We start from the raw sequence: 25434 nt of genomic DNA, 5'->3' as shown, positions 1-25434 counted from the left end.
CTTGGCCCAATACGGAACTCATGATGTTCGACCCCAATTCACTTAATGCAGAATTTCAGGCAATGCTGTCTGCTTATCTTAAACAACTGAACCAGCATGGGGTACACGCCCATGATGAGCTTTTTAGTTCGGATGATCGCATTCGTACTCAATGGCATTCTCTGCTTGAGGAGTTCAGCCAGCTAGGTACAGAAACCCTGCTTGCGCGAAGTGAAGAAGCGCAAAACTTACTGCATGAGAATGGGGTTACTTTTAACTCCTATGAAGATGATCCTGGCCGCATGCGCTCTTGGGAGCTGGATTGTCTTCCGTATGTGATCAGTACAGTTGAGTGGGAGACATTAGAGCAAGGATTAACACAACGAGTTCGTTTACTTGAAGCCTTAGTCAATGATCTCTATGGGCCAAGAAATGTCATCAAAGAAGGTATTTTACCGCCTGAACTCATTTACACTCACCCAAGCTATCTGTTTCCGGCACTGAATGAAGAGCAAACACCGGATCGCCCCTATATCATTTTTCACAGCACAGATCTTATACGAAATGCCTCAGGCGAATGGCAAGTATTGGGTGATTGGACTCAATCGCCTTCTGGTACAGGCTATGCGCTCGAAAATCGTATTACCCTTGCCCGTGCCTTACCCAATTTGTACCGAGAAGCGCCGATTAAACGCTTAGCCGGTTTTTTACAGGCCCAACTGCGCTGTCTAGCCAGTTTAAACCGCGGTCAGAAAGAGCATCCCAACATTGTGTTGTTATCACCAGGACCCGGTAGTCCAGGCTATTTCGAGCATGCTTGGCTTGCCAACTATATGAACTTCACGCTTGCTGAAGGCGCCGATCTCGTCGTTCGTGATGGGCAAGTGTCCATGAGAACACTTGGGGGGCTCAAACGCGTCGATATTATTCTTCGACAAATCAACGACCCTTGGTGTGATCCACTAGAACTACGAGGCGATTCATTACTTGGTGTTCCTGGTTTAATGCAGGCTGCACGCAATGGTGAGGTTGAAATCGCCAACGCCTTAGGAACTGGCGTATTGGAGCACCCCGCTTTATCCATTTTCATGCCAGAACTCTGCCAACACCTCTTAGGTGAAAAGCTGCTGTTAAAGAATAGAGCTGCTCTATGGTGTGGCCAAGATCAACAATTAGAGCGTGTTCTCAATGAAACGGGGCAATGGCTAATTAAAGATGTACGCACGCCGACCCGTTTGATCAAACCTGAAAACCTATCTGTCAACGAACGGGAAACGCTGTATAAATCCATCCAACGCCAGCCTTTTTTGTTCGTTGCATTGGATAAGCCTAAAGCGGCAACAACACCTGTTTTTAATATCAAAAGCCGTCAGTTCGAACCTCAACCCGTGAACTTACGCTTGTTCAGTCTGGTTGAGCCTGATGACCTTTTCAAACCACTTGCAGAACGCCAGTACCGTATTATGCCGGGCGGACTCGCTTGGATTGGCAATGCAGGCACGCCGTTAATGGAAAGCCAAACCGTCAAAGATATATGGGTGATGGCACCCGTTCCGCAACCGCATATCAGTTTGTTGCGTCAAGCCAATGGTCCCATTGTTGTCACTCGCGACGGCACCGATCTGCCTTGTCGAGTGGCCGATAGCCTTTTTTGGATGGGACGCTATGGTGAACGTTTAGATATCAGATCACGTCTACTACGTGAAACCTTTTCTCGCTTACAACAGGAAGACCAAGAAGACACAGGCACCCGCTTAATTCCCGACCTGTTCGCGGCACTAGAACTCGACTATCCAAACGTACCGAGCGAAATTAAAGCTCTCAAATCAGCATCGACTGAAAATACTCGATTAACACGTGCGGAGTATTTGAATTTACGAAATTGTTTATTAGAACTGTTTGCAGAACACCAAAACGACGGCATGCCTTGGCTATTTAGTCACTTTCTACGCAATTGCCGCGCGGTTCGTGACCATCTAGGGGATGATGCTTGGCGCACAGTGAACAATCTTCGCCAACGCTTCAATGATATGCCAAGCGCACAGAGCGCGATTATGGCACAACGGCATTTAGAGGGCGTCGTCACCAACCTTGCTGCCTTTTTTGGTTTATGCAACGAAACAATGCCACATCATTATGGCTGGCGTTTTTTGGATATTGGTCGCTTTATTGAACGGATATTGCTATCGCTAGAACTGCTGCGTTTAGCCTTGCTCACCGCTAGGCATCCCGGCATCCCCTTATGGGAAGTTGTGTTAGCAACCACCGATAATTTCACCGTGTATCGTCGTCGTTATCGTTCACAACTGCATCCATCCGCAATCCTAGATCTACTGTTGTTTGACGAAACCAACCCGCGTTCCGTCGGATACATGTTGAAACGACTTAGCCGACAAATCGAGCGATTACCACATCCGAATATTTCGCCCTACCGCAACCAAGAGACCCGCTTAGTGATACAAGCGACAAGTGCATTGCATCTTGCCGACTTAGATAACTTAGTGAACATAGATCATTCGGAAGAGGCACAAGCTGCGTTGGCCACATTGCTTGATCAACTCATCCAACCCATGTCGGAGCTTTCCAATGCCATTTCACATAGCCATTTCAGCCATGTGGAAGCACCTCGCCAATTGGTGACCATGCAAAGCACTGTATAAGCATGCCAAGTCTAGATACAATAGAGCACTTTTAAGCTAGAGCACCTGACACACTGATGAAATACGAATTGCGTCACACCACTCGATATGACTACTCAAGTGATGTGACCTTAAGCCACAATGAAGCACGCCTCTTGCCCAGAATCATGCCCTGGCAAGAGGTTGAGTCCGCTGAGCTATCTATTTCACCCGCCCCTGTCAGATTGCGCGAGCGGCCCGATTTTTTTGGTAATCGCGTCAACTACTTCTCGATGCAAGATCTTCACAATACGCTTGAAGTGACAGCAAGCAGTGTTATTACCACCTCGGCCCGTCCCTTTCCACCCGCAGAGATTGATCTCAACTGGCAAAGCGCTGTAGATCAACTTAAAACGGGGCAGAGGGCATTAGAAGCCTGTATTGATCAAGATCTTTTAGAAGCAAGACTGTTTATGTTGGACTCAGACTTTATTCGTCATGACGCGTTATTGGCTGAGTACGCACGTACGAGCTTTACCTCCGATCGCTCATTAATTGATGCTATTATTGCGTTCAATCAGCAAATTTTTGCAGATTTCATTTACGACCCCGAGCATACAACTATCGCAACACCTATTCTCGATGTGCTTGCCTCTCGTCGTGGCGTCTGCCAAGATTTTGCGCATTTAGCCATCGGTTGCTTGCGCTCATTGGGGTTAGCTGCGCGCTATATGAGTGGCTACATGGAAACACTACCGCCACCTGGGCAAGAAAAGCTTCAAGGTGCAGATGCGACTCATGCATGGCTCGCTGTGTATATTCCGCAATGGGGCTGGCTCGAAATTGATCCGACCAATGGCTGCTTACCCGACGAGCGCTACATCATTTTAGGTTGGGGTAGGGATTTTGCCGATGTTACGCCACTCAAGGGGGTAATGACGGGAGGAGGCAATGACTTTTTATCTGTCGCCGTGGATGTCATTCCACTGCCAACTGCAGACGCGAATGCAGCCTGAGACTTGAGTCAGGCGCTTAAGCTCTAACCGGGTAAATCAGGGTGGTTATGCTGCAGCAACGAGCGCCACTCTTGATTTTGCTCTGATAGAATGTTCAGTAGAGCCCGAGTCATTTCACGCAACTCCTTCGCCTTGTCCCAAGTGCCCATGACGGTTTTATCAGGCTCAAGTAAACGAATTTGATACAACTCAAATGCATCGTTAAAGGTGTCTAGCTGACTCCACACCCGACCCGACATCGCTGACATTCGAGCCACTTCATTGTGAGATAAAATACCATGGATCGCCGCCCCCCAAGCGGGGAAGAAAGCGGTAAAAATCAAGATCCAAGATAAATTCACAAAAAAATGCACCGTCACGGCTAAAAACGTAACCGAAAAGAGTCCAAACGCCAATTTGTGCAAATAGCTATGTTCATGATGCAACGTCTGATAGCTGTTTAAAAAGTAAGTACGGTGCTCATCTATCACCTTCTGCATCCCTTTTAGCAGCTCTTGGTTTTGTTCTGATAAACAGTATCCTGATTCTGGCTGAGGTAACCCTTGTGTTTTCAACACCCGCTGTAAAACCCAAAGCTCTGCACTTCTGAACGATAGAGTGTTCTGCTGTACCGTCCAATACGAATGATGAAATGACGATGGAAAAACGAGTTGCGGATAACCAATATTCGCATAGCGCAGCTGTTCCGCAATAAAACGATAACTCAACCAATGTCCATGCCAATCATTAAAACGTGAGCGTAACACACGTCTTAAAATGAAGTGCAATAAGAAATACTCAAAAAAGACCCAAGTTAACGTTAGCCCCTCTTGTGAGGCTGGCCATATTTTTAATGTTCCAGCCACCGCACAAAGGACGGCGAATGCAGCTGCAAAATAGATAACCCAAATATCATGTTTGTGACGAGACGAGTAGATATGTGCCTGTTGATCGGCCCAAGCAAACGACCAACCAATTGAAGAGATACATGCGCTTTTGGGCATTTGCTCTGCACTCATTGATATTTGAGGCGCACCCGCACCTGGCATAAAGGCAGACAACAAACGGCGTAACTCTAAACGTGACAAGGCTATACAAAAAACATGAATATGCCGAATGGTTCTGTCTTGGAAGGTTTCCCGCTCTGCACTCGCATGTAAAATGCGATAGACCCTAAACGCTTGGCTCATTTGCGGTGGATGAAACATGGCCTTTAACCAAGTTGTTTGACGCTTAAGCCACTGCTTGGAATTCATAGGTTTCGGTAGGACTCCAAAACTGAGCACAAACCAAAATGTTTGAAGACAGTATTGCAAAAATGAAGGCTGTTCGATAATCAGCTGATGCTGCTTTAGTTCTTCCTGCACCGCCTCAGACATTTGAAACGGTGCCAAAATTAAGCGCAAATACTCATCAAGACGTCTAGACAGACAATGCAAATCATCCGCTTCAGAAAAACAGGCCAGTAACTGATAAGGTGAACACTCCATTGTCTGCATTTCAAGCAGACGAGCTTCTGTTAAACGTGTTAACTCCGTCATTTTTATGACCGGTGTATCGCTGCCTTTTGGCAGTGACAGCAGAATGACCGGAGTCCTCTTAATCAAGGCATTACGGATCAAATGAGCTGTACCACTGCGTATTTTGATCGGTTCTTGCTCATCCCAAACAGCGATCGTGATATCCGAAAAGGTTAAAAGGATATCATCTCTTAACCGATAGTCACTCTCATCCATGTCACTTTGCGTACGGCTGTTATCTAAACTCACCAGTTGATGGTCATAGTCAAGCCGCTCTTTCGGTGTAGATGCTGTCATCATCCGCAAGGAATAGCCATTTGCAGAGGCTAAGCCCCGAGCCATTTCATCGACCCCAGTCGCTACGCCCGTCAACAGCCTATATTCAGGCGAGCCTTCATACAAAACATGTGCATCTTGGAAAACTTGGGCCCCAACCTGTTTAACTTGAGCTAAGACTACTTGCAACGCGTCATTCAGGTATTCGGAGCGCTTGCTATCACTTTGAATGTTCCAGTTTCGTTGAAGCCTTTCTTGTCTATGACCGGCGACCAAGACATTCAATACAGGCCTTAATCTCAAGCTCTCTGACATTTAGTCTACCCTTTTATCGAGTTGATCCAGTGTCTGGATGGCTTGATGCTGTGTCAGAAAGATTTGACCGCTCAAATGCTGCAAGAACTGGGTTTGCTGCAATCTATCCAATACAGGGCCTTTTATTTCCGATAGATGTAATTGTACCCCCTGCTCCAACAAAAGCTCATTAACACGCTCTAGCATATCCAACGCACTGGCATCGATATGATTAATCCCCGATCCCATTAATACCAAATGCTCAACATCTGTACGTTGCGCCAGCATATTTAACAAATAGTTCTCAACCTCTTGCGCATTAGCAAACATTAAACTCTCATCTATGCGCAGGGTTAATATGCGCTCTGAGCGTTCTACGTCATAGCGCTGAGTATTACGAAAATGCTCTGTGCCTGGCACCCGCCCCACTTCTACCATATGAGGGTTGCTGCTTCGCCCAAGCCAACTCGCCAATGAAGCTATAACGCCAGCCATCAACCCTACTTCCACCCCGAATAACAGCACACCAATAAAGGTGACTATCCACGATAAGCCATCGCCACGGCTATAATTCCATAGATGTCGGCACTCCTGCCAATTTGCCAACCCAAGCACCGCTACAATGATAATCGCCGACAGCACGGCATGGGGTAGATAGTAAAGAACACCGGTGAAGTACAATAGAATGAGTGCAATACAAGCCGCCGTCATCACGCCAGATAAAGGAGTAACTGAACCTGCATCAAAATTAACAACCGAGCGTGAAAGCCCTCCGGTCACTGGCATCCCACCACTAAACCCCGCCACCACATTCGCCGCGCCTAAACCCAACAGCTCACGATTACTGTTAACGCGCTGTCGCCTCATCGCTCCTAAACTTCTTGCGATTGCAATCGATTCTGCAAAGCCAATCAAACTAATTAAAATAGCCCCAGGGATCAGCATTTGTATATGCGCTAAACTGATCTGGGGCAGTTGAAGTTGAGGAAGACCTTGAGGCAGAGCACCCACTATACTGACGCCCTGCTCATGTAGTCCTAGAGCAAATACAATGCCAGTCGTGACCAAAATAGCCATCAGGGGGGTCATACGAGAAAGGAGCAACACGCCCCTGGCAGACAGCCCTAGTGGTGCTAATAAGGGCAAAAGGAAACGCCTCATTAACAGTAAAAAGACTAAAGACCCAACCCCTAATGCCAAAGTTGGCAAGTGAAGAGAATGTACGGATTGAAAAATACTATTCACTTGTTGCCAAGCCGTACTGCCTTCCACTGCAATACCGGTAATGCCTTTTAACTGGCCTAAGCTAATTAGAATAGCGGACGCCGTTATAAATGCAGCCATCACTGGATGACTGAGAAAATTAGCAAGAAACCCCATCCGCAATACGCCCATGAGTACAAGACAGACGCCGGATAAAAGAGCCAATAACATGGCAAGCGCAACGTACTCATCACTCCCCCTAACGGCTAAGGGCTCAAGCGTTATGGCGATCAAAAGTGCGATAATGGCCATGGGACCAACGGACAAACTCGAACTCGTCCCAAAGAGCGCGTAAGCCAATAAAGGCAAGACACTGGCATACAGCCCTACTTGCAAAGGCAAGCCAGCTAAGAGTGCATAGGCTAAACTCTGCGGAATCAGCATCAGGGTGACGACCAACGCCGCTGACAGATCTTGAACGAATAGTGCCCGCTGATAGCCACCCGCTCGAATAAGCCCCCAAACACCTGAGTACAAAGCATTCCCTTTAGGGTGAGACGTCTTTTGTTTAAGCATCCAGTGACATCCAGACCGCCTTATCAGGTGCAGGAGGATTCATTCAAATCTTTATCCTTGGAGGCGCTTAAAGAAATCTGGCATATCGTATCCAGCCAACTTCAACGCCTCAACCAAACGTTCACCACTGCGCTCATGTCGTAGACTCAACGCCCATAGACAACCGCAACGTGCGCCTGTTCGACAATAGGCCACTACCGGTGCTTCAGCTTTAGCGAGTATTTCGCCAAACGCATCACCTTGTTCGTCCATCACTTGCCCTGAAACAACGGGTAAAAAGTACCAATTCATTCCCAAAGACTCCACCAAAGTGCGCATTGACTCCGCACTGGGCTGACCTTCCTCTTCTCCATCTGGACGGTTGCAAATCAGGGTTTTAACACCCTGCGCAGCTAAGGCCTTAACCTCATCTGACGAAAGTTGCGCAGCCGTGCGCAGATGTTCACTCAATTGACGCATTGGGGGTAAAGTCGTACTCATTCTATTCTCCTGTGCACAAGTCACACTTTAATGCACCTTGGTTATAAATACTCTTGTAGTCCATCGGCAACCTGATCTAACCATTTTTGCAGCCACACCTGTCCGGCGGCGGCCAACCCTGGAGCACTGACCTCCATCAAAGCTTCTGAGTGCTGCCATTGCCAACTGACAACTCGCTGACCATCCGCACGCAATAAATCGGCATGGATCACCACCAACAAACGTTGAGAGGTTTGATCTAAATGCCATTGATGCAAATGAATTCGTAACCGATAGTCTGAGTCTATACCCGGCCTGTCCATATGGACACTGACCTGAGACAAACGCCCAGACAAATAATCGATACTTAAATGCTCTATCTGTTGTGGTAAAGACTCACTCCAAATATGGTCACGGAAAGGGCTGAGCTGATTAAGTCCCGACTGAAACCAAATGGCACGGCCATTTAATGCAGCCGTGGACTGGGGTCGCTCTATCACTAACACGGGCGTATCGATTCCCTCGACGACATTCCTGCGACTCTCTTGCAGCAAGGGCATTAACTGCAATTGAACTGGCGCATTGCCTGACTCAGGTAGCAAGGCACAGCCACTCACTATTGCGCTGAGCAAAAAGACACTGACAATATGGCGAAGGTATTTCATGGGGTTTCTCCAGGCCCAGGAGGCCTTTTACCAGCCCCCTTCAGCCAAACATTTGTATCTCGATTTAATAATTCCAACAGAGTTTCCAATTCAGATAGCACAGGTGAGACCTGTCGTGCCGTTGCTTGACTGTCTCTTGAGATTAACGCGAGCTGTCGACCTGCTTGCTCTAGACTTTCTTGCACTTGGCGGCCCATCCCATCAACACTATCGGGTATACGAACCAACTGCTGTTGCATTTCATCACTCAACTGAATCAGTGAATGCGCCAAATCTGCATAGACCTGCAAATCCAAGGAGTCCAACTGCACATCCAAACTCGTTGTTAATCGAACCACACTGTCTAATAGTGAGCCAATTTTATCTCGCATTTCTGCATCCGTTAATAGACTGATTTGAAATGTTAGATTGTTCAGATTTTGAATCAGCTCATTTACTTGCCCCAAGGACTCACCTAAAGCATCTGCAATCTGCAACAAACGAGACGCTTGACTTGTGATCACAGCCGGCTGGTCTGCCGACGTTTTAAGACGTGGGCTGTCTGCATTCCCACTGCTAATTTCGACAAACAACAAACCTGTAATACCTTGATTTTGAAGCGTTGCAACCGAGCTTTCTCGGATAGGTGTGTCTGGATCGATACGAAGATCTAAACGCACTCGCCCCTCTACCTCTAAGTCAAGAGAGATTCGCTCCACTATTCCCACAGGAACGCCTAAGTAACGTACCGTCGCACGCTCATTCAAACCTGCGACGGACTCGCTAAAATACGTCACATACGGCTGACGCTGAAGCTGTCGTGTATCTTGGGATAACCAAGCCAGCAAGCCTAAACCTGCTAGGGTTAAGAACACGACAAACACACCCACGAGTGTATAGTTAATACGAGGGTTCATTAGACTTAATTCTCCAGTTCTATCGCCGCACGGCGAGCGCGGGTATTACTAAAATAATGCTGAATATCTGGGTGTGAATTTTCTGACAATACAGACATGGGTTGCTTCGCTAACACTCTTTTTTCACCTAGAAAAGCAACATGGCTGGTCACTCGCCACAAGGAATCCAAATCATGCGTGACTAGAATTAAGGTCAAATCTAAGGTTGCATGCAACTCTAACAGCATTTCGTCAAAATCACTCGCCCCTGCTGGATCAAGTCCAGCAGTTGGTTCATCCAGCAATAATAAGGCTGGATCTAGTGCCAAGGCGCGCGCCACTGCAGCACGCTTTAGCATGCCACCACTGAGTTCTTGAGGGTATTTCCAAGCAGCTATATCTGGAAGGCCCGTCAGTTTTAGTTTTAACATCGCCAACTCTTGCAAATGTGACTCAGATAAACGCTGATGCTCTCTAAGAGGCAAAATAATGTTTTCAAGAACGGTCAAACTGCTAAACAGAGCTCCCTGCTGAAACATCATGCCTATTTGTTTACGTAAGTGCGCCATGCCTGATTGATTCAATGACTGCAGGCTAAGCCCAAATAGCTCAATATCGCCTGCATCAGGTTGACGAAGCAACGCAATTTCACTCAGCAAAACCGACTTACCGCATCCACTCCCTCCAACCAATGCAAGGCGTTCACCTTTTTCTACTGTCAAAGATAAATCCCGATGGACTTCATGCGTCCCAAATCGTGTACATATGTCCTTAAGATTGACGACAGTCATTCATTTCCTCTGGAGGCTACCAACCTAGTTGTGCAAACAATACCGAAAACAATGCATCGGCAATAATGACCAAAAAAATCCCCTGTACCACACTTCGTGTCGTACTATGCCCAACCGCTTCAGCGCCACCTTTTGCCAATAAGCCTTGCATACAACCTACATTAACAATCAGCAAAGCAAACACAGGGGCCTTAATCAAACCTACCCATACATGGATTACGCCCACTTCCGTTCCAAACCTTTGCAGGAACTCAAGAGGGCTCAAGCCTAATTGCAAGGATGCGACGACCATCCCACCTGCTATACCGGCAAACATAGACAATAGGGTCAATAACGGCATGACCAGCATTAACCCCAGCAGCTTTGGTAAAATAAGCCAGGCAAAAGGGTCCTGCCCCAAACTGCGTAAAGCCAAAACCTCCTGGTTCATTTGCATCGTCGCCAATTGCGCGGCGTAAGAGGAGCCCGAACGCCCAGCCACAATAATTGCACAGATCAGAGGGGCAAGCTCTCTTAGCATGGTTAATGAAACCAGCTCAACAATAAAAATATTGGCGCCATAGGTCGCCAACTGCAATCCACCTTGATAGGCAATCACCGCCCCCAACAGAAATGCTAGAAGAGCAATAATAGGCACGGCATGCAAACCGTCGCGCTGCACAACATCCAACAGCATCTTAATTTTTAATTGACGTGGGTTAAGCAACAAGCTGAACAGCAATGCCGACAGTCGACCAAAAAATTCCAGCAATTCGCGCCCGTGTCCCAGCGTTTGTGTCGCACGATAACCGATATCTGCCAGCATATTTAACTCAGGTGCTTTTGCCGGCACCTCTATCGCATACTGATCCACATAGTTTAACAATCGCTCATGTGCCGTTGATAATCCTTTTGGCCAGACAGATCCATTGTTTTTAATCAGCTTTAGTAAAAAAACAGCACCATTCGTATCCAAAGACTGAATCTCTGAATACCAATCAATCGTACCACCTTTTAAGCGAGGGAGACCTACACGCTGAAGAGCTTGAATATGATGTGTGGTCCAGTGCCCAGTCAAACAATAGCCTTGATCCCTCAGGACCAAGGTCGGTAGTTCGGTTTTATGGCTAAGTGCCATGTGTATCCTCCAACTGAGCTAAACGACGCTCTAACCTTTCTCTTATGTAGGCAACATGTAAACGTAAATTATAAAATTCTTCCATATAGGATAAAGGAACATCCGTATTTGCCACATCATCCTCGAAGTGACTGACCAGTTTCAAATCCTGTTGAATCAGCTCCATTGGTGTATCGGAGCGCATTAAATCAGCATCAATCACACGCAACTTTTTATACCAACGATAAATACGTCGGCGTACACGCCAGCGAAGTGCCGGCGGGGCCACTCGGAAAAGTGGAATCATGATCGCCAGCAGTGGAATGATCAATATGGCTAAGCGATCCACCAATGATGCCAACCAGAAGGGTAAGTGTCGATGTAGAATATTAGGGCCACGCTGAAAAAAATAGTCGGCTTCAGATGCAATGGGTAAATCAATATGACTCAAGGAGGGAAAATACCCAGGTTCCGCCAACAAGCTTAAGCGTGTTTGATCACGTTTGGCTGCCTCAATCAATAACTGGACGATCGAACGATGTGTCTCACGATGAATGGCCAAATACGTAGAAGCGGCTAATAAGTGAATATCCCTTTGTGGTAAATTCTTTTTTAAGTCAACGACACCTTGATGCAATACAACCGCCGTTAGATAAGGCAAACGACGAGCAATCGCTTCAGCACGCTTAAAATCCAGCACGTGTAGATTCGGGTCTAACAACAAATCAGTCATTAAAGGGGCATCAGGTGACATCACAAAGGCGGCGGCATCGACCTGCCCGCTGCGCAAGGCCTCAACCGCTTCTCGCCCGCCTAGACTAACCAACTCGGTGCCTTGCGTTAGGGTTCCATACATACCCACTTCATTTAACAGTGAACTCACCAATCGTTGAGTACCGCTGCCTTCTGCACCTATAGCAATTCGTTTTCCACTCAGATCACTTAACCGTGCAAGAGGGTCTGCAGTAGCTGATCGGGTATCTAATCGATAAAAAACCCACAATGGCTCTAAGGCAATGCTCACGACGGCTTGAACGTCTTGGAGAGCCTGACCCTCAGGCAGGGTGCCGCTCTGAACCAATGCAGCATCGACTTCCTTGCGTAAGAGACGTTGCCAGTTTTCAACCGATCCAGCACTGGGAACAATGTGTAATTCAAAACCTGCCTGTTCAAACGCATCGGCATATCGGCGCCCTGTTTGCTCATACGCCCCGCCACTCGCCCCCGTGGACAGGGTAAAACGTTCTGGCGGAGCAGGCTCTACAAACGGCCAAGCAATTGCGAAGAGCACGGCACCAAGAAGAATAAAAGGAAGAATGACATTCACATATTCAATCCCTAAACGCATGCGTTGGCTTACTCGCATAGGCCTCTTTCCCCTAACCATTTGTCATATTTAAGTATTCTTATGAAAGAGTACCACAGTGTTTGCCTATATGTGTATTTGGCGCTGACAGAGATCACGCAATATCTGTATGATACAGAGATGATTATTACTCAAATGGATTGATAAGAGCACTCAACATGTTAAGAAAAACTCGCCATTTTTTGCTAATTGCTTCCCTGTTCGTGGGTTACACCAGCTTATCCTCTATCACCTATGCGGATAGCCTTCCATCAAGCTTACAGCAAACAATACGCTCGCAATCTTTACCCTTAGATTCAATGGGTATATGGATTAAACGCGCAAATGACACGCAGGTTTTAGCGAGTCATAACAGTGATAAGCTATTTAACCCTGCATCAACTATCAAATTGGCAACGACACTTGCTGCTCTTTTGGAGCTAGGCCCAGACTATACTTGGCGCACTGAAATACGAACAACGGCACCGATTGTGAATGGCGTTTTACGTGGCGATTTGATTATCCGTGGTACTGGAGACCCGGGACTTGTGAGTGAAGAGCACTGGCGCATGCTACGTGACTTACAAAGAACAACAGGACTTAAACGCATCGAAGGAAATGTTATTTTAGATGACAGCTACTTTAACCTTCCTGCGGGAGATCCTGGCGCCTTCGATGGTCAACCATTTAGAGCTTATAATCAACTGCCTTACGCTCTGCATGTCAACTCAAATGCGTTAAAGTTCCATATTATTCCAGAGAACAGCACTAATCAGATTCGAGTTGAAGTTGAGCCTCCCTTACCTGGCCTGCGCATCAACAATCAACTCACTAGAGGGTCAGGTAGCTGCGATGCTTGGCAGCGGGGTATACGTTACGATGTTACAGGAAACCAAGTCACGCTAAGTGGAAGTTATCCTGTGCAATGCGGCCCTTATGAACTTCTGAGAAGCGCTGTCGACCCTGCTTATAATGCCGCCGAGCTCTTCCGTTTGCATTGGGCGCAATGGGGGGGAGAGCTCACTGGCCAAATTCGTTCTCACTCAGGTACGCCGTTGACTGGCGAGCGTGTGATGGTGCACTCATCCCGTCCCTTAGGGGATCTCATCAAGGTCGCCAATAAATGGAGTCATAACGTGATGACACGCCATATGGCGCTCACCCTAGGTGCAGAACGCTTAGGTGCACCGGCCACCCTCGAAAAAGCACGAGTAGCCCTAAGCAATGCGCTTGCAAATGCAGGCGTCAATACATCGGGGCTCTATATTGAGAATGGGTCGGGTCTCAGCCGAACCGCTCGCATTACGCCCAATCAATTAGGGCAGGTTTTAGAGGCTGGCTGGAAAAGTCCTTATCGCCCTGAATTTATGTCATCCATGTCAATTTCGGGAGTGGACGGCACCACACGCCGCCAATACCGTAACGATCCGAAGGCCGGACGCATGCATTTGAAAACGGGACTGTTAAATCAAGTCTCCGCAATTAGTGGTTACGTTCGCAGCCGTTGTGATGAAGATATCATGGTGGTCTTAATGATTAATCATCCAGAAGCTCATCAAGGCCATGGCACTCGCATGCAACAACTTATTGTCGACTGGGCTTATCAACAGCCTAGACGAGATGGCAGTTGCTAGGTAGACGTCAAAGGCGAGGCAGCTCTTGGGTAATTTCCAAGAGCTGCGAACGTACCCACGTCAGTCGGGGGTCATGATGGTGTCGCGCATGCCAATAAATATAAAAAGCCACTGGGTTTCGCTGAAGTGCAGTCGGTAAAGGTAACATTTTCAATTTTCGACCCGCCGAAATACGCTGCGCCAAGCGTAAAGGTAACGTGAAGACTAAATCTGTACCTTCACAATAATCGGCGACAGACATAAAACCACTTAAGCGCACTACAACCTCTCGCTGTAACCCAACTTCCTCAAGCACTTGATCCATACTGCCGGGCCCGCGCCCAGTAATCGAAACCAAGCCATGTGGAGCACTTGCATAATCTTCAGCCGTCATCTCAGATCCGGTAAGAGGATGACCTTCATCCATCAAACAGACCACTGGCATTGTATCCAGTTTCACTCGATGAAAATTACCGCCCGATGTCATGGGTTCTAGACCACTCAGACTCAGCTGCACATCGTCCTTATCCAGCATCGAAAAGCTATCCAACTCTTGCCGCACGGTTTCCAGATGCATAAAAGGGGCGAGTTTTCGCATGCGCTGAACCAATTGAGGGACATAAAGCGCCAACTCTAAATCTAAACCCGTCATTTTGATCACGCCACGATCTGTCGCTGGATCAAAGATGGGTTTAGCGATCATTCGATCAATGGAGCGCAGCACCTCAGCCAACTCCAATTGCATAGACTCCGCTCGCGCACTGAGTGCATAACCTTGAGCGGTCCTCACCAACAGTGGATCATTGAAGCTATCCCTTAGGCGAGCTAAAGCACGACTGACGGCAGGTTGACTCAAATGCAAACGGTCAGCAGCCTTCGACACATGCTTTTCATCTAACAAACAATGTAAAACACGTAATAAATTCAAATCCAAATTTGCAAAATTCACTTTATGCATAGTGGCTATCCAAATAATGCATTAGACGAATAAGCATGAACGCTTTACTCTAAGCATAGAAACTTAAACAAAGGTACATTATGAAATTTACGCGTTCATGGGTTAATACAACTGAGACATATGGCTGGATCAGTATCAGTATTCATTGGCTAATGGCTCTAACGATTTTGGGGATGTACCCTCTAGGATTGTATATCGTATCCCTAGGCTATTATGACCCAGGCTATCGTATCTACCCAAACATTCATCGCAGCATCGGTATTTTAGTTGCCTGTCTACTGATAATACGACTGATCTGGTCAGCGATGATGCCAAAACCTCTGATACATTCATCGAGTTCACTGGAAACTATAGCGGCTAAAGCAGGTCATATCTCATTGTATCTACTTTTAATGATCGTCGTGAGCTCTGGTTACATGATCTCGACGGCAGATGGACGCAGTATTCAGGTGTTTGATTGGTTTAGTGTGCCTGCTTTGCCTTTTCTAGCCACTAGGCAAGAAGATTTAGCTGGTGACATACATTTCTACGCTTCAACACTCATGATGATTTTAGTAGGTTTGCATGCGTTAGCGGCTCTCAAACATCATTACATATCGAAAGACAATACGCTCAGCCGAATGCTGGGCATCAAAGGAGACACTCAATGATTTTTCAAAAACTTAAGCCTTTTGCTCTGATAGGTGCTTTAGTTGCAAGCCCTATTTTTGCAGCTGATTATGTTATCGACACTCAAGGCGCACATGCGTCCATTAATTTCAAAATTAATCACCTAGGTGTCAGCTATGTCGCAGGACGCTTTAACGAGTTTTCAGGCACTTACTCCTATGATGCAGACCGTCCAGAAGACACAACTTTAGAAGTCGTTATTAACACAGCGTCTGTCGATAGTAACCATGCTGAACGAGATCGTCATATTCGTAGCTCTGATTTCTTTAATGTTGGACAATTTTCTGAAGCTCGCTTTGTTAGCACCTCATATGAAGATCTAGGCGATGGCAAAGGCGTAATGTCTGGCCAGCTTACTTTCTTAGGTCAAACACAGCCTGTTGATATCCAAGTCGAAAAAGTGGGTGAAGGTCAAGATCCTTGGGGCGGATACAGAACAGGCTTTATTGGAACAGCGGAATTAAACCTGCCTGATTTTGGTGCTGACTTTAATCTTGGCCCAGCTGCAGAAATAGTCCATCTTGACTTAATAATAGAAGGTATTCGCAAATAAGCGATTATCTTTAGATGCTTACAGAATTGCCCTCTTTAGGGTAATTCTGTATTAGTGTGATGGCATATTATTTTTCTTAGGCATCCGGTATAGTTCGTCTATTATCGTGAGTTAGACCCAGTGCGGAAGAGTATTAATGTCAAATCGCCCTTTTCCAATTCGATTTTTTATCCTGTTTGTACTCGCTGCATGTTCTTTTGTATCCGTAAGCCATGCACACAATGAATTAGTTTTTCCGACCGAAAACGATTTCTTCACGGACATTCCTGTCGTCACCTCAGCCACTCGTTTATCACAGAACCTAACCGAAGCGCCTGCATCCATCACGGTCATTGATAAAGCGACAATTGCCGCATCTGGTGCAATTACTGTTCCCGACCTATTTAGATTAGTGCCCGGCTTTCAAACCTTTCATGTCAATACCAATAAGTATGGTGTCACTTACCATGGCTTCTCAAATGACTTCCCAAACCGCTTAGAAGTCATGGTCGATGGACGCTCGGTTTACATGCCGCTTATCTCAGCACCGGACTGGAACTCTCTTGGTCTGCATATTTCAGATATAGAGCGAATTGAAGTAATTCGTGGTTCAAATACCGCCACTCATGGCTCAAATGCGTTTATGGGTGCCATTAATATCATTACGCGCCATCCAGCCACTGAGCCACGCATGCAACTTAACTCAACATTGGGCTCTTTAGATACACAAATGGGTCACGTGCGCTTTACCGAAGCCAATGCATCTGGTCACTATCGTTTAAGTCTAAGCCATGAAACCAACGCGGGCAGTAAACGTTTCCAAGATGGTGGTCAACGCAGTTATATATCATTTGCGGGTAGCTTCTCTCCCACTTTACAGGATCAAGTAGACATCTGGCTTGGGTATGATACTGGCCATATTACCATTGGTTCCCTTAAGGCCCCACAGTACCGTCTTTACAGTATCTATACGGCTCGTCGAGACTATGATGCAGACTACCAACACCTTCGCTGGCGGAGAGATCTGTCTGACAAAACCCAACTCAATTTAACGGCTTACCGAAGTCATGTTCGCTTAGAAGAAGAGAATAAATCCCTTGATGACTTATTGCATAGCCTTCTTTCTCCAAATGAATATGCTCTGTGGCAGCTTTATCCCGATTTAGTTCGACAAAGTGCAGTTTATCGCAACATACAGTCACTACTTGAAACAAACCCAGGTTTCAGACGCTTAGGCGAAGATGGCTCAACCACGCAACAAGACTTACAACTTGCAATCAATCACCAAGAAGGCAATCTGCAGAACACAGCAGGTGTTGGCATGCGGTATGACCAAGGAAAGAGCGGTATTCTATTTCAAACTGGAGACGTAAGCAGCACACGAGTCCGCATCTTTGACCACCTGCAATACAGTATCAAGCCAAACCTGATACTGAATGTAGGCGCCTTATTTGAAAAGCAAGAAGGCAGTTCGGCTGCCCTATCGTACCGCATCGGCAGCAATTATCGTTTAACCGAAAACAGCACGTTACGAATAGGATATAGCGAAAGTGAGCGCTTACCTTCGCTTGTAGAGCGACACCATAACTTTACACTATACAACCCTGATGGGAGTACTTATGACACCACTGTTATCGCCAGCTCAGGCCTAAAACCCGAGCAGATCAATAGCAGTGAAATCGGCTTTATTCACAAGTTTTCTGAGTTACCTGGTTATATTGATCTAAGACTATTCCATGAAAAAATCACTCAGGGTATTGCCAGCTATAATCTAGCCGTAACAGAAGAGCATAGAGATAAGCGAGCTCGGCAAAATCGCAATATTGGCGAGTGGCGTAACCAAGGGGTGGAAACACAACTGAAACTCCAACTTAACGATGACATCTGGTTTTTAGCCAATTACGCCTACATCGACACTGATGCAGCTCGATGGTCAAATGACGGTATTGGCGGTGGTTTTTTTAATCGCTCTATGCTGTCACCAAAGCATACTGCATCTCTCCTCATCAATTGGTCACCCGCACCTGATTGGCAGCTAAGTGCCTCTCATTACTTTATGGGGAAGGTGCATTGGCTAGAAGGTGACGACAAAAATGCCTATAATAGAACCGATCTGCGCGTATCGAAGCAATGGCGCATAGGAGCAAAACAAGACTTAGAAACCTCAGTAATTGTACAAAATGCCTTCAATAAAACCTACCAAGAGTTTTATGATCACCATGATTTTGAACGCAGGACCTATCTACAATTGCGCTTAACCTATTAATAAAACTTCAATGGCATGATCCACAAGGATGTAATCGTTTTGTTTTTTTTGGATTCTATATCGCATACGCTTAAAAAAGGCATACTGCTTAGCTTAGCCCTTATAAGCCTAAAAGCCTTAGCCGAAGACCTTTCTGAAACAGCCTTACTTACGCACATACCGGTCGTGACATCGGCGACACTCATGGCCCAAACACTATTAGAAGCACCGTCTTCAGTCACCATCATTGACAGAGAAACGATTGAGGCCTCTGGTGCGCAGCATCTTGTGGATATATTACGTCTTGTTCCGGGTTTTCAAGCCTTCCACGTCAGTAGCAACAAATTCGGTACGAGTTACCACTCCGTAAATGACCAATTTCCAAACCATCTTGAAATAATGATTGATGGCCGTTCTGTCTATACACCTCTATTGTCTACTGTTCTGTGGAACAGCATTGGTTTACTGCCGCAAGATATTGAACGAGTTGAGGTTATTCGTGGATCCAATACTGCAACACTTGGCTCTAATGCCTTTTTAGGCTCAATCAACTTTATAACCCGACATCCGGCAATGATTGGCAAAACTGAAATATCCACTACCTTTGGTTCACTTAACACACGCCAAGTACATGCCAAGTTTTCTGAACAAAATCGAGGGGTTTTTTATTCATTATCAGGCTTTTATACTGAAAATAATGGCAATAATCGCTTTAATGATAGCAGTCGACGAAGTGCTCTTAATGCCACCGTTGAATTCTCCCCTAGTTTACATAACCAAATAACCTATCGCATTGGAATAGATACCGGCTTTAATGATATTGGCTACCTCTATCCCTATCATGCATTTCCTGAAACTGACCGTTATATTGCTCAACAAGACTACCGAACTTTTTATCAACAGCTGCGTTGGTCATCAATTATCAGCCCAGCATTAACCATGCATTTTGACCATGCTTACCAAAATCTTAAGCTTGAAGAACGAACACCTGAACCTTATACGTTAATGAAATTTAGCAATATTAATACCCTTAAGGATGCTCAAGCTTTTTTAAGTCTTAACCCAGATTACAAAGGGTACCGAGAAGATGGATTGACGCAAACACTAAGCACCCTTTTAGGGTTTGAGTATACGCCTGCGACTAATTTCAGAACCTACACAGGGCTTCAGCATCGCTACGAAAAAACAATCAGTCCTGCTCTTCTGCAGCAGAGACGCATTGATGCCAACAGCATGCGGCTCTTCAACAACAGTTCATTGCAACTGACACCACAGCTGAATCTCAATCTCGGCTTATCTTACGAACAACGTAAAACAGATAACGAGGCCGAATCTGTTCGACTCGGTGCAAACTACGCAATTAAAGATAACACATTGGTTCGTCTAGGATTCAGCAGAAGTGAGCGCTTACCTTCAATGTTGGAACAAGAAGTCAACTTCGGCATCAACACGGAGTTTGGCTACATTCCTTTTGAAATCAATAACACCAGTTTAAACTCAGAGCGCATCAATAGCTGGGAAATTGCCGCACTGCATGCATTCACATCATTCAATGCGTATGTAGATAATCGTCTTTTTTATGAGCAAGTGACACGTGGAATTGTCACAAGCAAAACCAATGAAGCCCATCAGCCTGGAAAAAAGGAAAATAATGCGGCTTGGTCAAATGTGGGGATCGAAACGCAATTCAAATGGGAAATTAACGACCGTCTCGACTTTTTGATGAATTATACTTACTTAGAAAATAAAACATCCGAATGGAGCCAAGGGATCTACGAAAATTTTCCCAGCCAACGATTGACTCCAAAGCATAGCACGTCAATACTGATAAACTGGAAACCACAGCATAATTGGAATGTCAGTTTTGGCCACTATCAAGTAAGTTCGGCAAAATGGCGAAAAACCTATGGCACATTAGAAGAGCAACCTAGTTATACAAGGAATGACCTTCGCCTCAGTAGACGCTGGTCAGGCCTTAAACAGTCTCAAGTTGAGATATCGCTTACGCTGCAAAACTTGTTAGGGAAAACCTATCAGGAATTTTACCAGGATCATCATTTTGGACGGCGAGTATTTCTTCAAATGAAATACAGCCTTGATTGAATACACAAATGGAACATGTGATGAATGGATACGTAAGATTAAAAGTATCACTGAAAAGTTTTTTCATGACTCTTTGTATTCTTTTAGTGCTTTGTTTATCGATCATTAAATCCTATGCAGCCGTTAGTGTTGTACTAAGCGAGCACACACAAACTTACCTGAATGTTGTCTCAGCAATGGAACAAAACAGTGATCATCCTGTACAGGTGTATGCTATATCTGATCAAACACAGAGCCTTGCTTCATCTCAACTATTCATCGCCATCGGTGCGCGTGCCTGCCAAAGTGTTTTAGCGGCCATTCAAAGCCATCAATCTCTATTCTGTACTTTCTTACCGTCGCAAGCCTATGAACTCATTCTACAAACCACTCAAGCATCGCTTAGGCTCAGTCAAGAGCACCTCTCGGCTCTTTTCTTAGACCAACCTTTGGAGCGACAGATTCATCTAGCACGTTTGATTCAACCAGATGCTGAGTTTTTAGGAACCCTGTTGGGTCCCAACTCACACCACCTTAAACCGCATTTTGATGCCTATAGTCGAAAGCATCACTTTACCCCAATATCGGCTCGTTTATCCGAATCAGACAACCCTGTACAAGAATTAACACCCATTATTGAACAAAGTGATGTTTTTCTCTCTTTGCCGGATAATGCACTTTTCAACAGAAGCGCAACACGTTGGTCCTTGTATATAGCACTTAGAAATAAAGTTCCACTAATAGGCTTTTCAGCAAGTTACGTCGATGCAGGTGCGGTCATTGGGCTCTATTCAACACCAACACAAATTGGCCGCCAAACGGGAGAAGTACTCGATTACTTTATGAAACACAAACACTTACCACCACCAAGTTTCCCTAATTATTTCTCGTTAAGTGTCAATCGTAGTGCAGCTAGGACTCTTCAAATCAACCTACCTGAAATAGATGAGATGCTGGATGCACTCAAAACGAGTAAGTAGTAATGACAATCACGCAGTCCTCTTTAAGCAGCCGTGTCTTGTTCCTCTCTCTCGCACCAATGCTTGTGTTAACTCTGATTCTAGGATTTTACTTTACTTCGACGAAACTCGACGATTCACGCAATGCCCTCATCGATAAAGGAACAGAGTTGACTCGTTTACTCTCAGCCGCTTCTGTTTTTGGAATCTTTAGTGGAAATGTTAATGAACTCAATCCCTTAAGTACCCAATTGCTTAAGGACCCTATGATCTCAGACGTGATCTTCCTAGATGTAGACAAAAATGTTGTTTTTAGAACGGAGGATCAAGAACTTCCAATCGACTTATTAACCGAAGAGTTTACAATCATTGATGACTATTGGTATTTCCTACAGCCAGTTCGTGTAGGGCCGATTCAATTCAGTGATAATCCTGAATACGCTATAGCCGATACACAGCGTGAAATCATCGGGTGGGTCATTCTGCTAGTATCCGCCAAACCGATGATTAAACGCCAAAACCATATAATTTTAGGCAGTTTGCAAATTATCATGATTGGCTTCGTTATCACATTGATGCTAGCCAAATTTTTTGGTCGACGCATTACTGAGCCTATTATTGGATTGACCGAAGTCATTAAACGACTTCAACGCGGTGAACTGAATGCGCGTGCTCGTAACTCAGCCACACTCGAACTCAATATGCTATCGAGCGGTATTAATCAGCTTGCAGCTAATGTTCAGCTAAGTCGAAGAGAGGCTGAGCTCAGAATTGAAAAGGCAACAAAAGCCCTCTCGCGCAGTTTACATGATATTGAAACAACCAATTTAGAATTAATTAAAGCACGGGAAAAGGCAGATGATGCCAACCATGCTAAGGATGCATTTTTAGCACGGATGAGTCATGAGCTTAGAACACCCTTAACATCGGTGATTGGCTTTACACAAATGCTTAAACTGAACAACCGCCCTGAAGAAACTCAAAATTATCTACGGATTATTGACCAAACCTCACAAACACTTCTAACCATTATTGATGATATTTTGGACTTCACTCGGTTAGAGTCGGATGTTATGAGGCTTGAAAAGATAAGCTTTAGCCCTTCAGAGTTATTCTATAAAGCCCTCGAAATGCAAGCACCGACTGCACATGGAAAAGGCCTTGAGCTCATTTACAACCCAATAAATGCACTTCCCCCTTATTTGAAAGGTGACCCTACTCGCATTCGACAAATCATTACGAACCTAGTTAGCAATGCGATTAAGTTTACAGAACAAGGAGAGGTTATCATATCGCCCTACTACGATCATAAAAATGGAGGGGCTTTAAAAATATCAATTAGAGATACGGGGATTGGTATTTCTGAGGAATATAAGCAATCACTTTTTTCCTCATTTACTCAGGCCGATAGTAGCATTAGTCGACGCTTTGGTGGTTCAGGTCTTGGATTAGCAATCGTGAATCGATTGGTTAACCTAATGCAAGGCAGCATTTGCGTCGAAAGCAATGAAGGGATTGGATCAGAGTTTATTGTTAATTTACCGATCCAAACACATGTCTATAGAGATGAACTGCTTGAGATGCTTCCGATTAGTGTTGCTATATATGACCCTCACCCTAAAGTGTCATCAGCACTACACAGTCAATTGCAAAACGTTACCGATTACTCAAAAGAATTTACTTCGATTAAAGATCTATTAAAAAGCAAAAAAAGTTTCAATTGTATTGTATTGGGCTTTCCCCCAAAGCTTACTAATGATCGTCTATTGCAGATGAGCCTTCGTCAAATTCGACATAAATACAAATCGATCAAATTAATTTTCATGGTACCGTCTGATCGTAAATTTTCAGTTAGAGACAAAAATACACAACTCTTAAGTAAACCAGTATCACCGAGTAAATTGTACAGTGCGCTTGGCTTTCGTAATATTCAATACACAGAAGAAAACCAAATTATTCCAAGACTCCATACACCCCTGGACATACTGGTGGCGGAAGATAATAAATACAACCGCCTACTCATAAATCGAATGCTAACAGAAGCAGGTGCCACTGTACGGAATGCTGAAACAGGTCTGGAGGTCATAGAAAAGGTTAAAGACTGCACACCTGATTTGATTATGATGGACATTAACATGCCAGATATGGATGGCATACAAGCATCAAAACTACTTAAGAAAACACACCCAGGACTTGAAATAATCGCATTAACGGCAAATATTTCGCCTAGAGAAAGAGAGGCATTAAATGCAACAGGAATTTTTAAAGTTTTATTAAAACCCATTAACATTGATAAGTTGTCAGATCTATTAAACTCAGCACTCGCTAAAAAAGACAGTCGCTTACCCAAAATTGAAATACGCTTTACTGAAACTCGACAACTGACAACAATTAGTGAACTGAAAAACGAATTAATTGATCAAATCAATGAAATAGAAGCCTGTATGAAAACGAGAAGTTTTAAGCAAATAGACAAAAACTTACATCAACTTAAAGGCTTTTCAGGCATCTTTGAGAAACCAGAAATTGAACATTCAGCAGCGTCACTGTCTGATGCGATTAAGAGCGATGATATCAAAACCATTTGGAAGGCTTATTATCGTCTAAAACGTGTTGTGGATCTTGAGGAGGCATAACAATCTTCTAGAAGTCTTTAACGATAGGCTGATTCTTTATGAGAGTCTCTAGTTTTTGTTCAATCACTGACAACCGCTTTCGTGTCTCACGGTCATAGATAAAATCATTAATACCCGAAAGTGCAGGTGGATGGTTTTCGTCGCCTTCGTGTATAGCAACGATTTCTCTCCGCACAAGCTCCAACTCAGGATCATGCCCTATGGGGTAACCAATAAACATATCCCAAACATGGGGCTCAGTCGTGCCATCCTGAATGCCTTGCAGCAACTTCAAGACATAAGCCCGCTCTGGGCGGTAGCTAGGTGAACGACCAAAGGCTAGCGAGATACCTACTAGCCCTATGAAAATTGCACTAATCACAAAAATAATAAAAAATTCGGTCATTGCTGAGTCTGATTGAATGGATACTGCAAAAGAAAATGAGCGGCAGACTGTACATCTGACTTATAAATCTTTTCAACTTCAGACATCTCAGCTAAAAACTTGTCTTTTTCTAGACTAGAAAGCGCCTTCCAGTCATCAAGCAAAGGGATATGAGATGTTTTATCAAACATCAATTGTATGACTTTCAACTCAGCATGTTGCAATAAGTGTGGTGCAATGTTCTCGATAAGCACCTTGAGCCGTATGCACCCTTCTGTGATACCACATTGTTCTTCTAGAACACCCTTGGAAATGATTTGGATGCTCTCGGTTAAGTAAGCTTTATGCTTTCTAGCAGCCTCTTCAGCCTTAACAAGCTCATCTTGAATCCTCTCCTTCCTTTCTTTCTCACTGCGAAGCTGTTTTATGATAAAGAATAGAAGGCCAAGAATGACCAATAAAAACATGAAAATTAAAAGTATCGTATTCATAAGGTAATAAAAGTGTCTTAGTGTTACAAGATTAGAAGATGCAAGTATAAACAAAGATGGTTTAAAACCCTATGTTTTAAGGTTTTATAAAAGCAAAAAGCCCCTGACTCATGGAATCAGGGGCTTCTCTAAATAAATGCCTGGCGATGACCTACTCTCACATGGGGAAACCCCACACTACCATCGGCGATGA

The 25434-nt window shown here is 45.0% G+C and carries 20 protein-coding genes; 9 read left to right on the top strand and 11 right to left on the bottom strand.

Going from position 1 to position 25434, the window contains the following annotated elements:
• Positions 1-23 precede the first annotated feature (23 nt).
• Both DN062_RS08105 and DN062_RS08100 read left to right on the top strand, forming a co-directional pair.
• The gene (locus DN062_RS08105; RefSeq protein ID WP_162301275.1) at positions 24-2639 is read left to right on the top strand and encodes a circularly permuted type 2 ATP-grasp protein; all 2616 of its coding nucleotides are present in this window, start codon (positions 24-26) and stop codon (positions 2637-2639) included.
• 56 nt (positions 2640-2695) lie between these two features.
• Positions 2696-3613 (top strand): transglutaminase family protein, encoded by a 918-nt coding sequence (locus DN062_RS08100; protein ID WP_112158835.1) that lies wholly within the window; start codon positions 2696-2698, stop codon positions 3611-3613.
• 23 nt (positions 3614-3636) lie between these two features.
• Here DN062_RS08100 and DN062_RS08095 read toward each other — a convergent pair whose 3' ends face one another.
• The 8 genes from DN062_RS08095 to DN062_RS08060 all read right to left on the bottom strand — a co-directional run bounded on the left by DN062_RS08095 (position 3637) and on the right by DN062_RS08060 (position 12713).
• Positions 3637-5703, bottom strand: a complete 2067-nt coding sequence (locus DN062_RS08095) for a hypothetical protein (RefSeq protein ID WP_112158834.1) — start codon at positions 5701-5703, stop codon at positions 3637-3639.
• The gene (locus DN062_RS08090; protein WP_112158833.1) at positions 5704-7461 is read right to left on the bottom strand and encodes a SulP family inorganic anion transporter; all 1758 of its coding nucleotides are present in this window, start codon (positions 7459-7461) and stop codon (positions 5704-5706) included.
• 51 nt (positions 7462-7512) lie between these two features.
• The gene (locus DN062_RS08085) at positions 7513-7941 is read right to left on the bottom strand and encodes a protein tyrosine phosphatase family protein (RefSeq protein WP_205126690.1); all 429 of its coding nucleotides are present in this window, start codon (positions 7939-7941) and stop codon (positions 7513-7515) included.
• Between the two features lie 41 nt (positions 7942-7982).
• The gene (locus DN062_RS08080; RefSeq protein WP_112158832.1) at positions 7983-8585 is read right to left on the bottom strand and encodes an ABC-type transport auxiliary lipoprotein family protein; all 603 of its coding nucleotides are present in this window, start codon (positions 8583-8585) and stop codon (positions 7983-7985) included.
• Positions 8582-9481, bottom strand: coding sequence for an MlaD family protein (locus DN062_RS08075; protein WP_112158831.1), 900 nt, complete (start codon positions 9479-9481; stop codon positions 8582-8584). The genes DN062_RS08080 and DN062_RS08075 overlap by 4 nt, the downstream gene beginning before the upstream one ends.
• A 5-nt stretch (positions 9482-9486) precedes the next feature.
• Positions 9487-10182, bottom strand: a complete 696-nt coding sequence (locus tag DN062_RS08070) for an ABC transporter ATP-binding protein (RefSeq protein WP_205126689.1) — start codon at positions 10180-10182, stop codon at positions 9487-9489.
• 85 nt (positions 10183-10267) lie between these two features.
• Positions 10268-11368: an MlaE family ABC transporter permease gene (locus DN062_RS08065; protein ID WP_112158829.1), complete on the bottom strand. Its 1101-nt coding sequence runs from the start codon at positions 11366-11368 to the stop codon at positions 10268-10270.
• Positions 11358-12713, bottom strand: coding sequence for a TAXI family TRAP transporter solute-binding subunit (locus DN062_RS08060; protein WP_162301274.1), 1356 nt, complete (start codon positions 12711-12713; stop codon positions 11358-11360). Before DN062_RS08060 ends, DN062_RS08065 begins: the two co-directional genes overlap by 11 nt.
• 158 nt (positions 12714-12871) lie before the next feature.
• On the opposite strand from DN062_RS08060, the gene dacB reads away from it, so the two are divergent.
• On the top strand, positions 12872-14326 hold the full coding sequence (gene dacB / locus DN062_RS08055) for a D-alanyl-D-alanine carboxypeptidase/D-alanyl-D-alanine endopeptidase (protein WP_112158827.1): 1455 nt from the start codon (positions 12872-12874) through the stop codon (positions 14324-14326).
• Between the two features lie 7 nt (positions 14327-14333).
• Here dacB and DN062_RS08050 read toward each other — a convergent pair whose 3' ends face one another.
• Entirely contained in the window at positions 14334-15263 is a 930-nt protein-coding gene (locus DN062_RS08050; protein WP_112158826.1) for a LysR family transcriptional regulator, read from the bottom strand.
• Between the two features lie 80 nt (positions 15264-15343).
• On the opposite strand from DN062_RS08050, the gene DN062_RS08045 reads away from it, so the two are divergent.
• From DN062_RS08045 to DN062_RS08020, 6 genes are all read left to right on the top strand, one after another.
• Complete coding sequence (locus tag DN062_RS08045) at positions 15344-15913, top strand: cytochrome b (RefSeq protein WP_112158825.1); 570 nt, start codon at positions 15344-15346, stop codon at positions 15911-15913.
• Positions 15910-16485, top strand: a complete 576-nt coding sequence (locus tag DN062_RS08040) for a YceI family protein (protein WP_112158824.1) — start codon at positions 15910-15912, stop codon at positions 16483-16485. The genes DN062_RS08045 and DN062_RS08040 overlap by 4 nt, the downstream gene beginning before the upstream one ends.
• A 136-nt stretch (positions 16486-16621) precedes the next feature.
• Entirely contained in the window at positions 16622-18730 is a 2109-nt protein-coding gene (locus DN062_RS08035; RefSeq protein WP_112158823.1) for a TonB-dependent receptor plug domain-containing protein, read from the top strand.
• A gap of 39 nt (positions 18731-18769) precedes the next feature.
• Positions 18770-20812, top strand: a complete 2043-nt coding sequence (locus DN062_RS08030) for a TonB-dependent receptor plug domain-containing protein (RefSeq protein WP_162301273.1) — start codon at positions 18770-18772, stop codon at positions 20810-20812.
• 65 nt (positions 20813-20877) lie between these two features.
• On the top strand, positions 20878-21771 hold the full coding sequence (locus DN062_RS08025) for an ABC transporter substrate-binding protein (protein ID WP_162301272.1): 894 nt from the start codon (positions 20878-20880) through the stop codon (positions 21769-21771).
• 2 nt (positions 21772-21773) lie between these two features.
• Entirely contained in the window at positions 21774-24386 is a 2613-nt protein-coding gene (locus tag DN062_RS08020; RefSeq protein ID WP_112158820.1) for an ATP-binding protein, read from the top strand.
• A 7-nt stretch (positions 24387-24393) separates the two neighbouring features.
• On the opposite strand, the gene DN062_RS08015 is transcribed toward DN062_RS08020, so the two are convergent.
• Positions 24394-24771, bottom strand: a complete 378-nt coding sequence (locus tag DN062_RS08015) for a hypothetical protein (protein ID WP_112158819.1) — start codon at positions 24769-24771, stop codon at positions 24394-24396.
• On the bottom strand, positions 24768-25217 hold the full coding sequence (locus DN062_RS08010) for a DUF2489 domain-containing protein (protein ID WP_162301271.1): 450 nt from the start codon (positions 25215-25217) through the stop codon (positions 24768-24770). The genes DN062_RS08015 and DN062_RS08010 overlap by 4 nt, the downstream gene beginning before the upstream one ends.
• Between the last annotated feature and the right edge of the window lie 217 nt (positions 25218-25434).

This window comes from Nitrincola tibetensis (assembly GCF_003284585.1).
In the GTDB taxonomy this organism is placed as follows: domain Bacteria; phylum Pseudomonadota; class Gammaproteobacteria; order Pseudomonadales; family Balneatricaceae; genus Nitrincola; species Nitrincola tibetensis.
The sequence above is the reverse complement of the archived record's forward strand: the minus strand, read 5'-3'. Positions and strand labels throughout refer to the sequence as shown.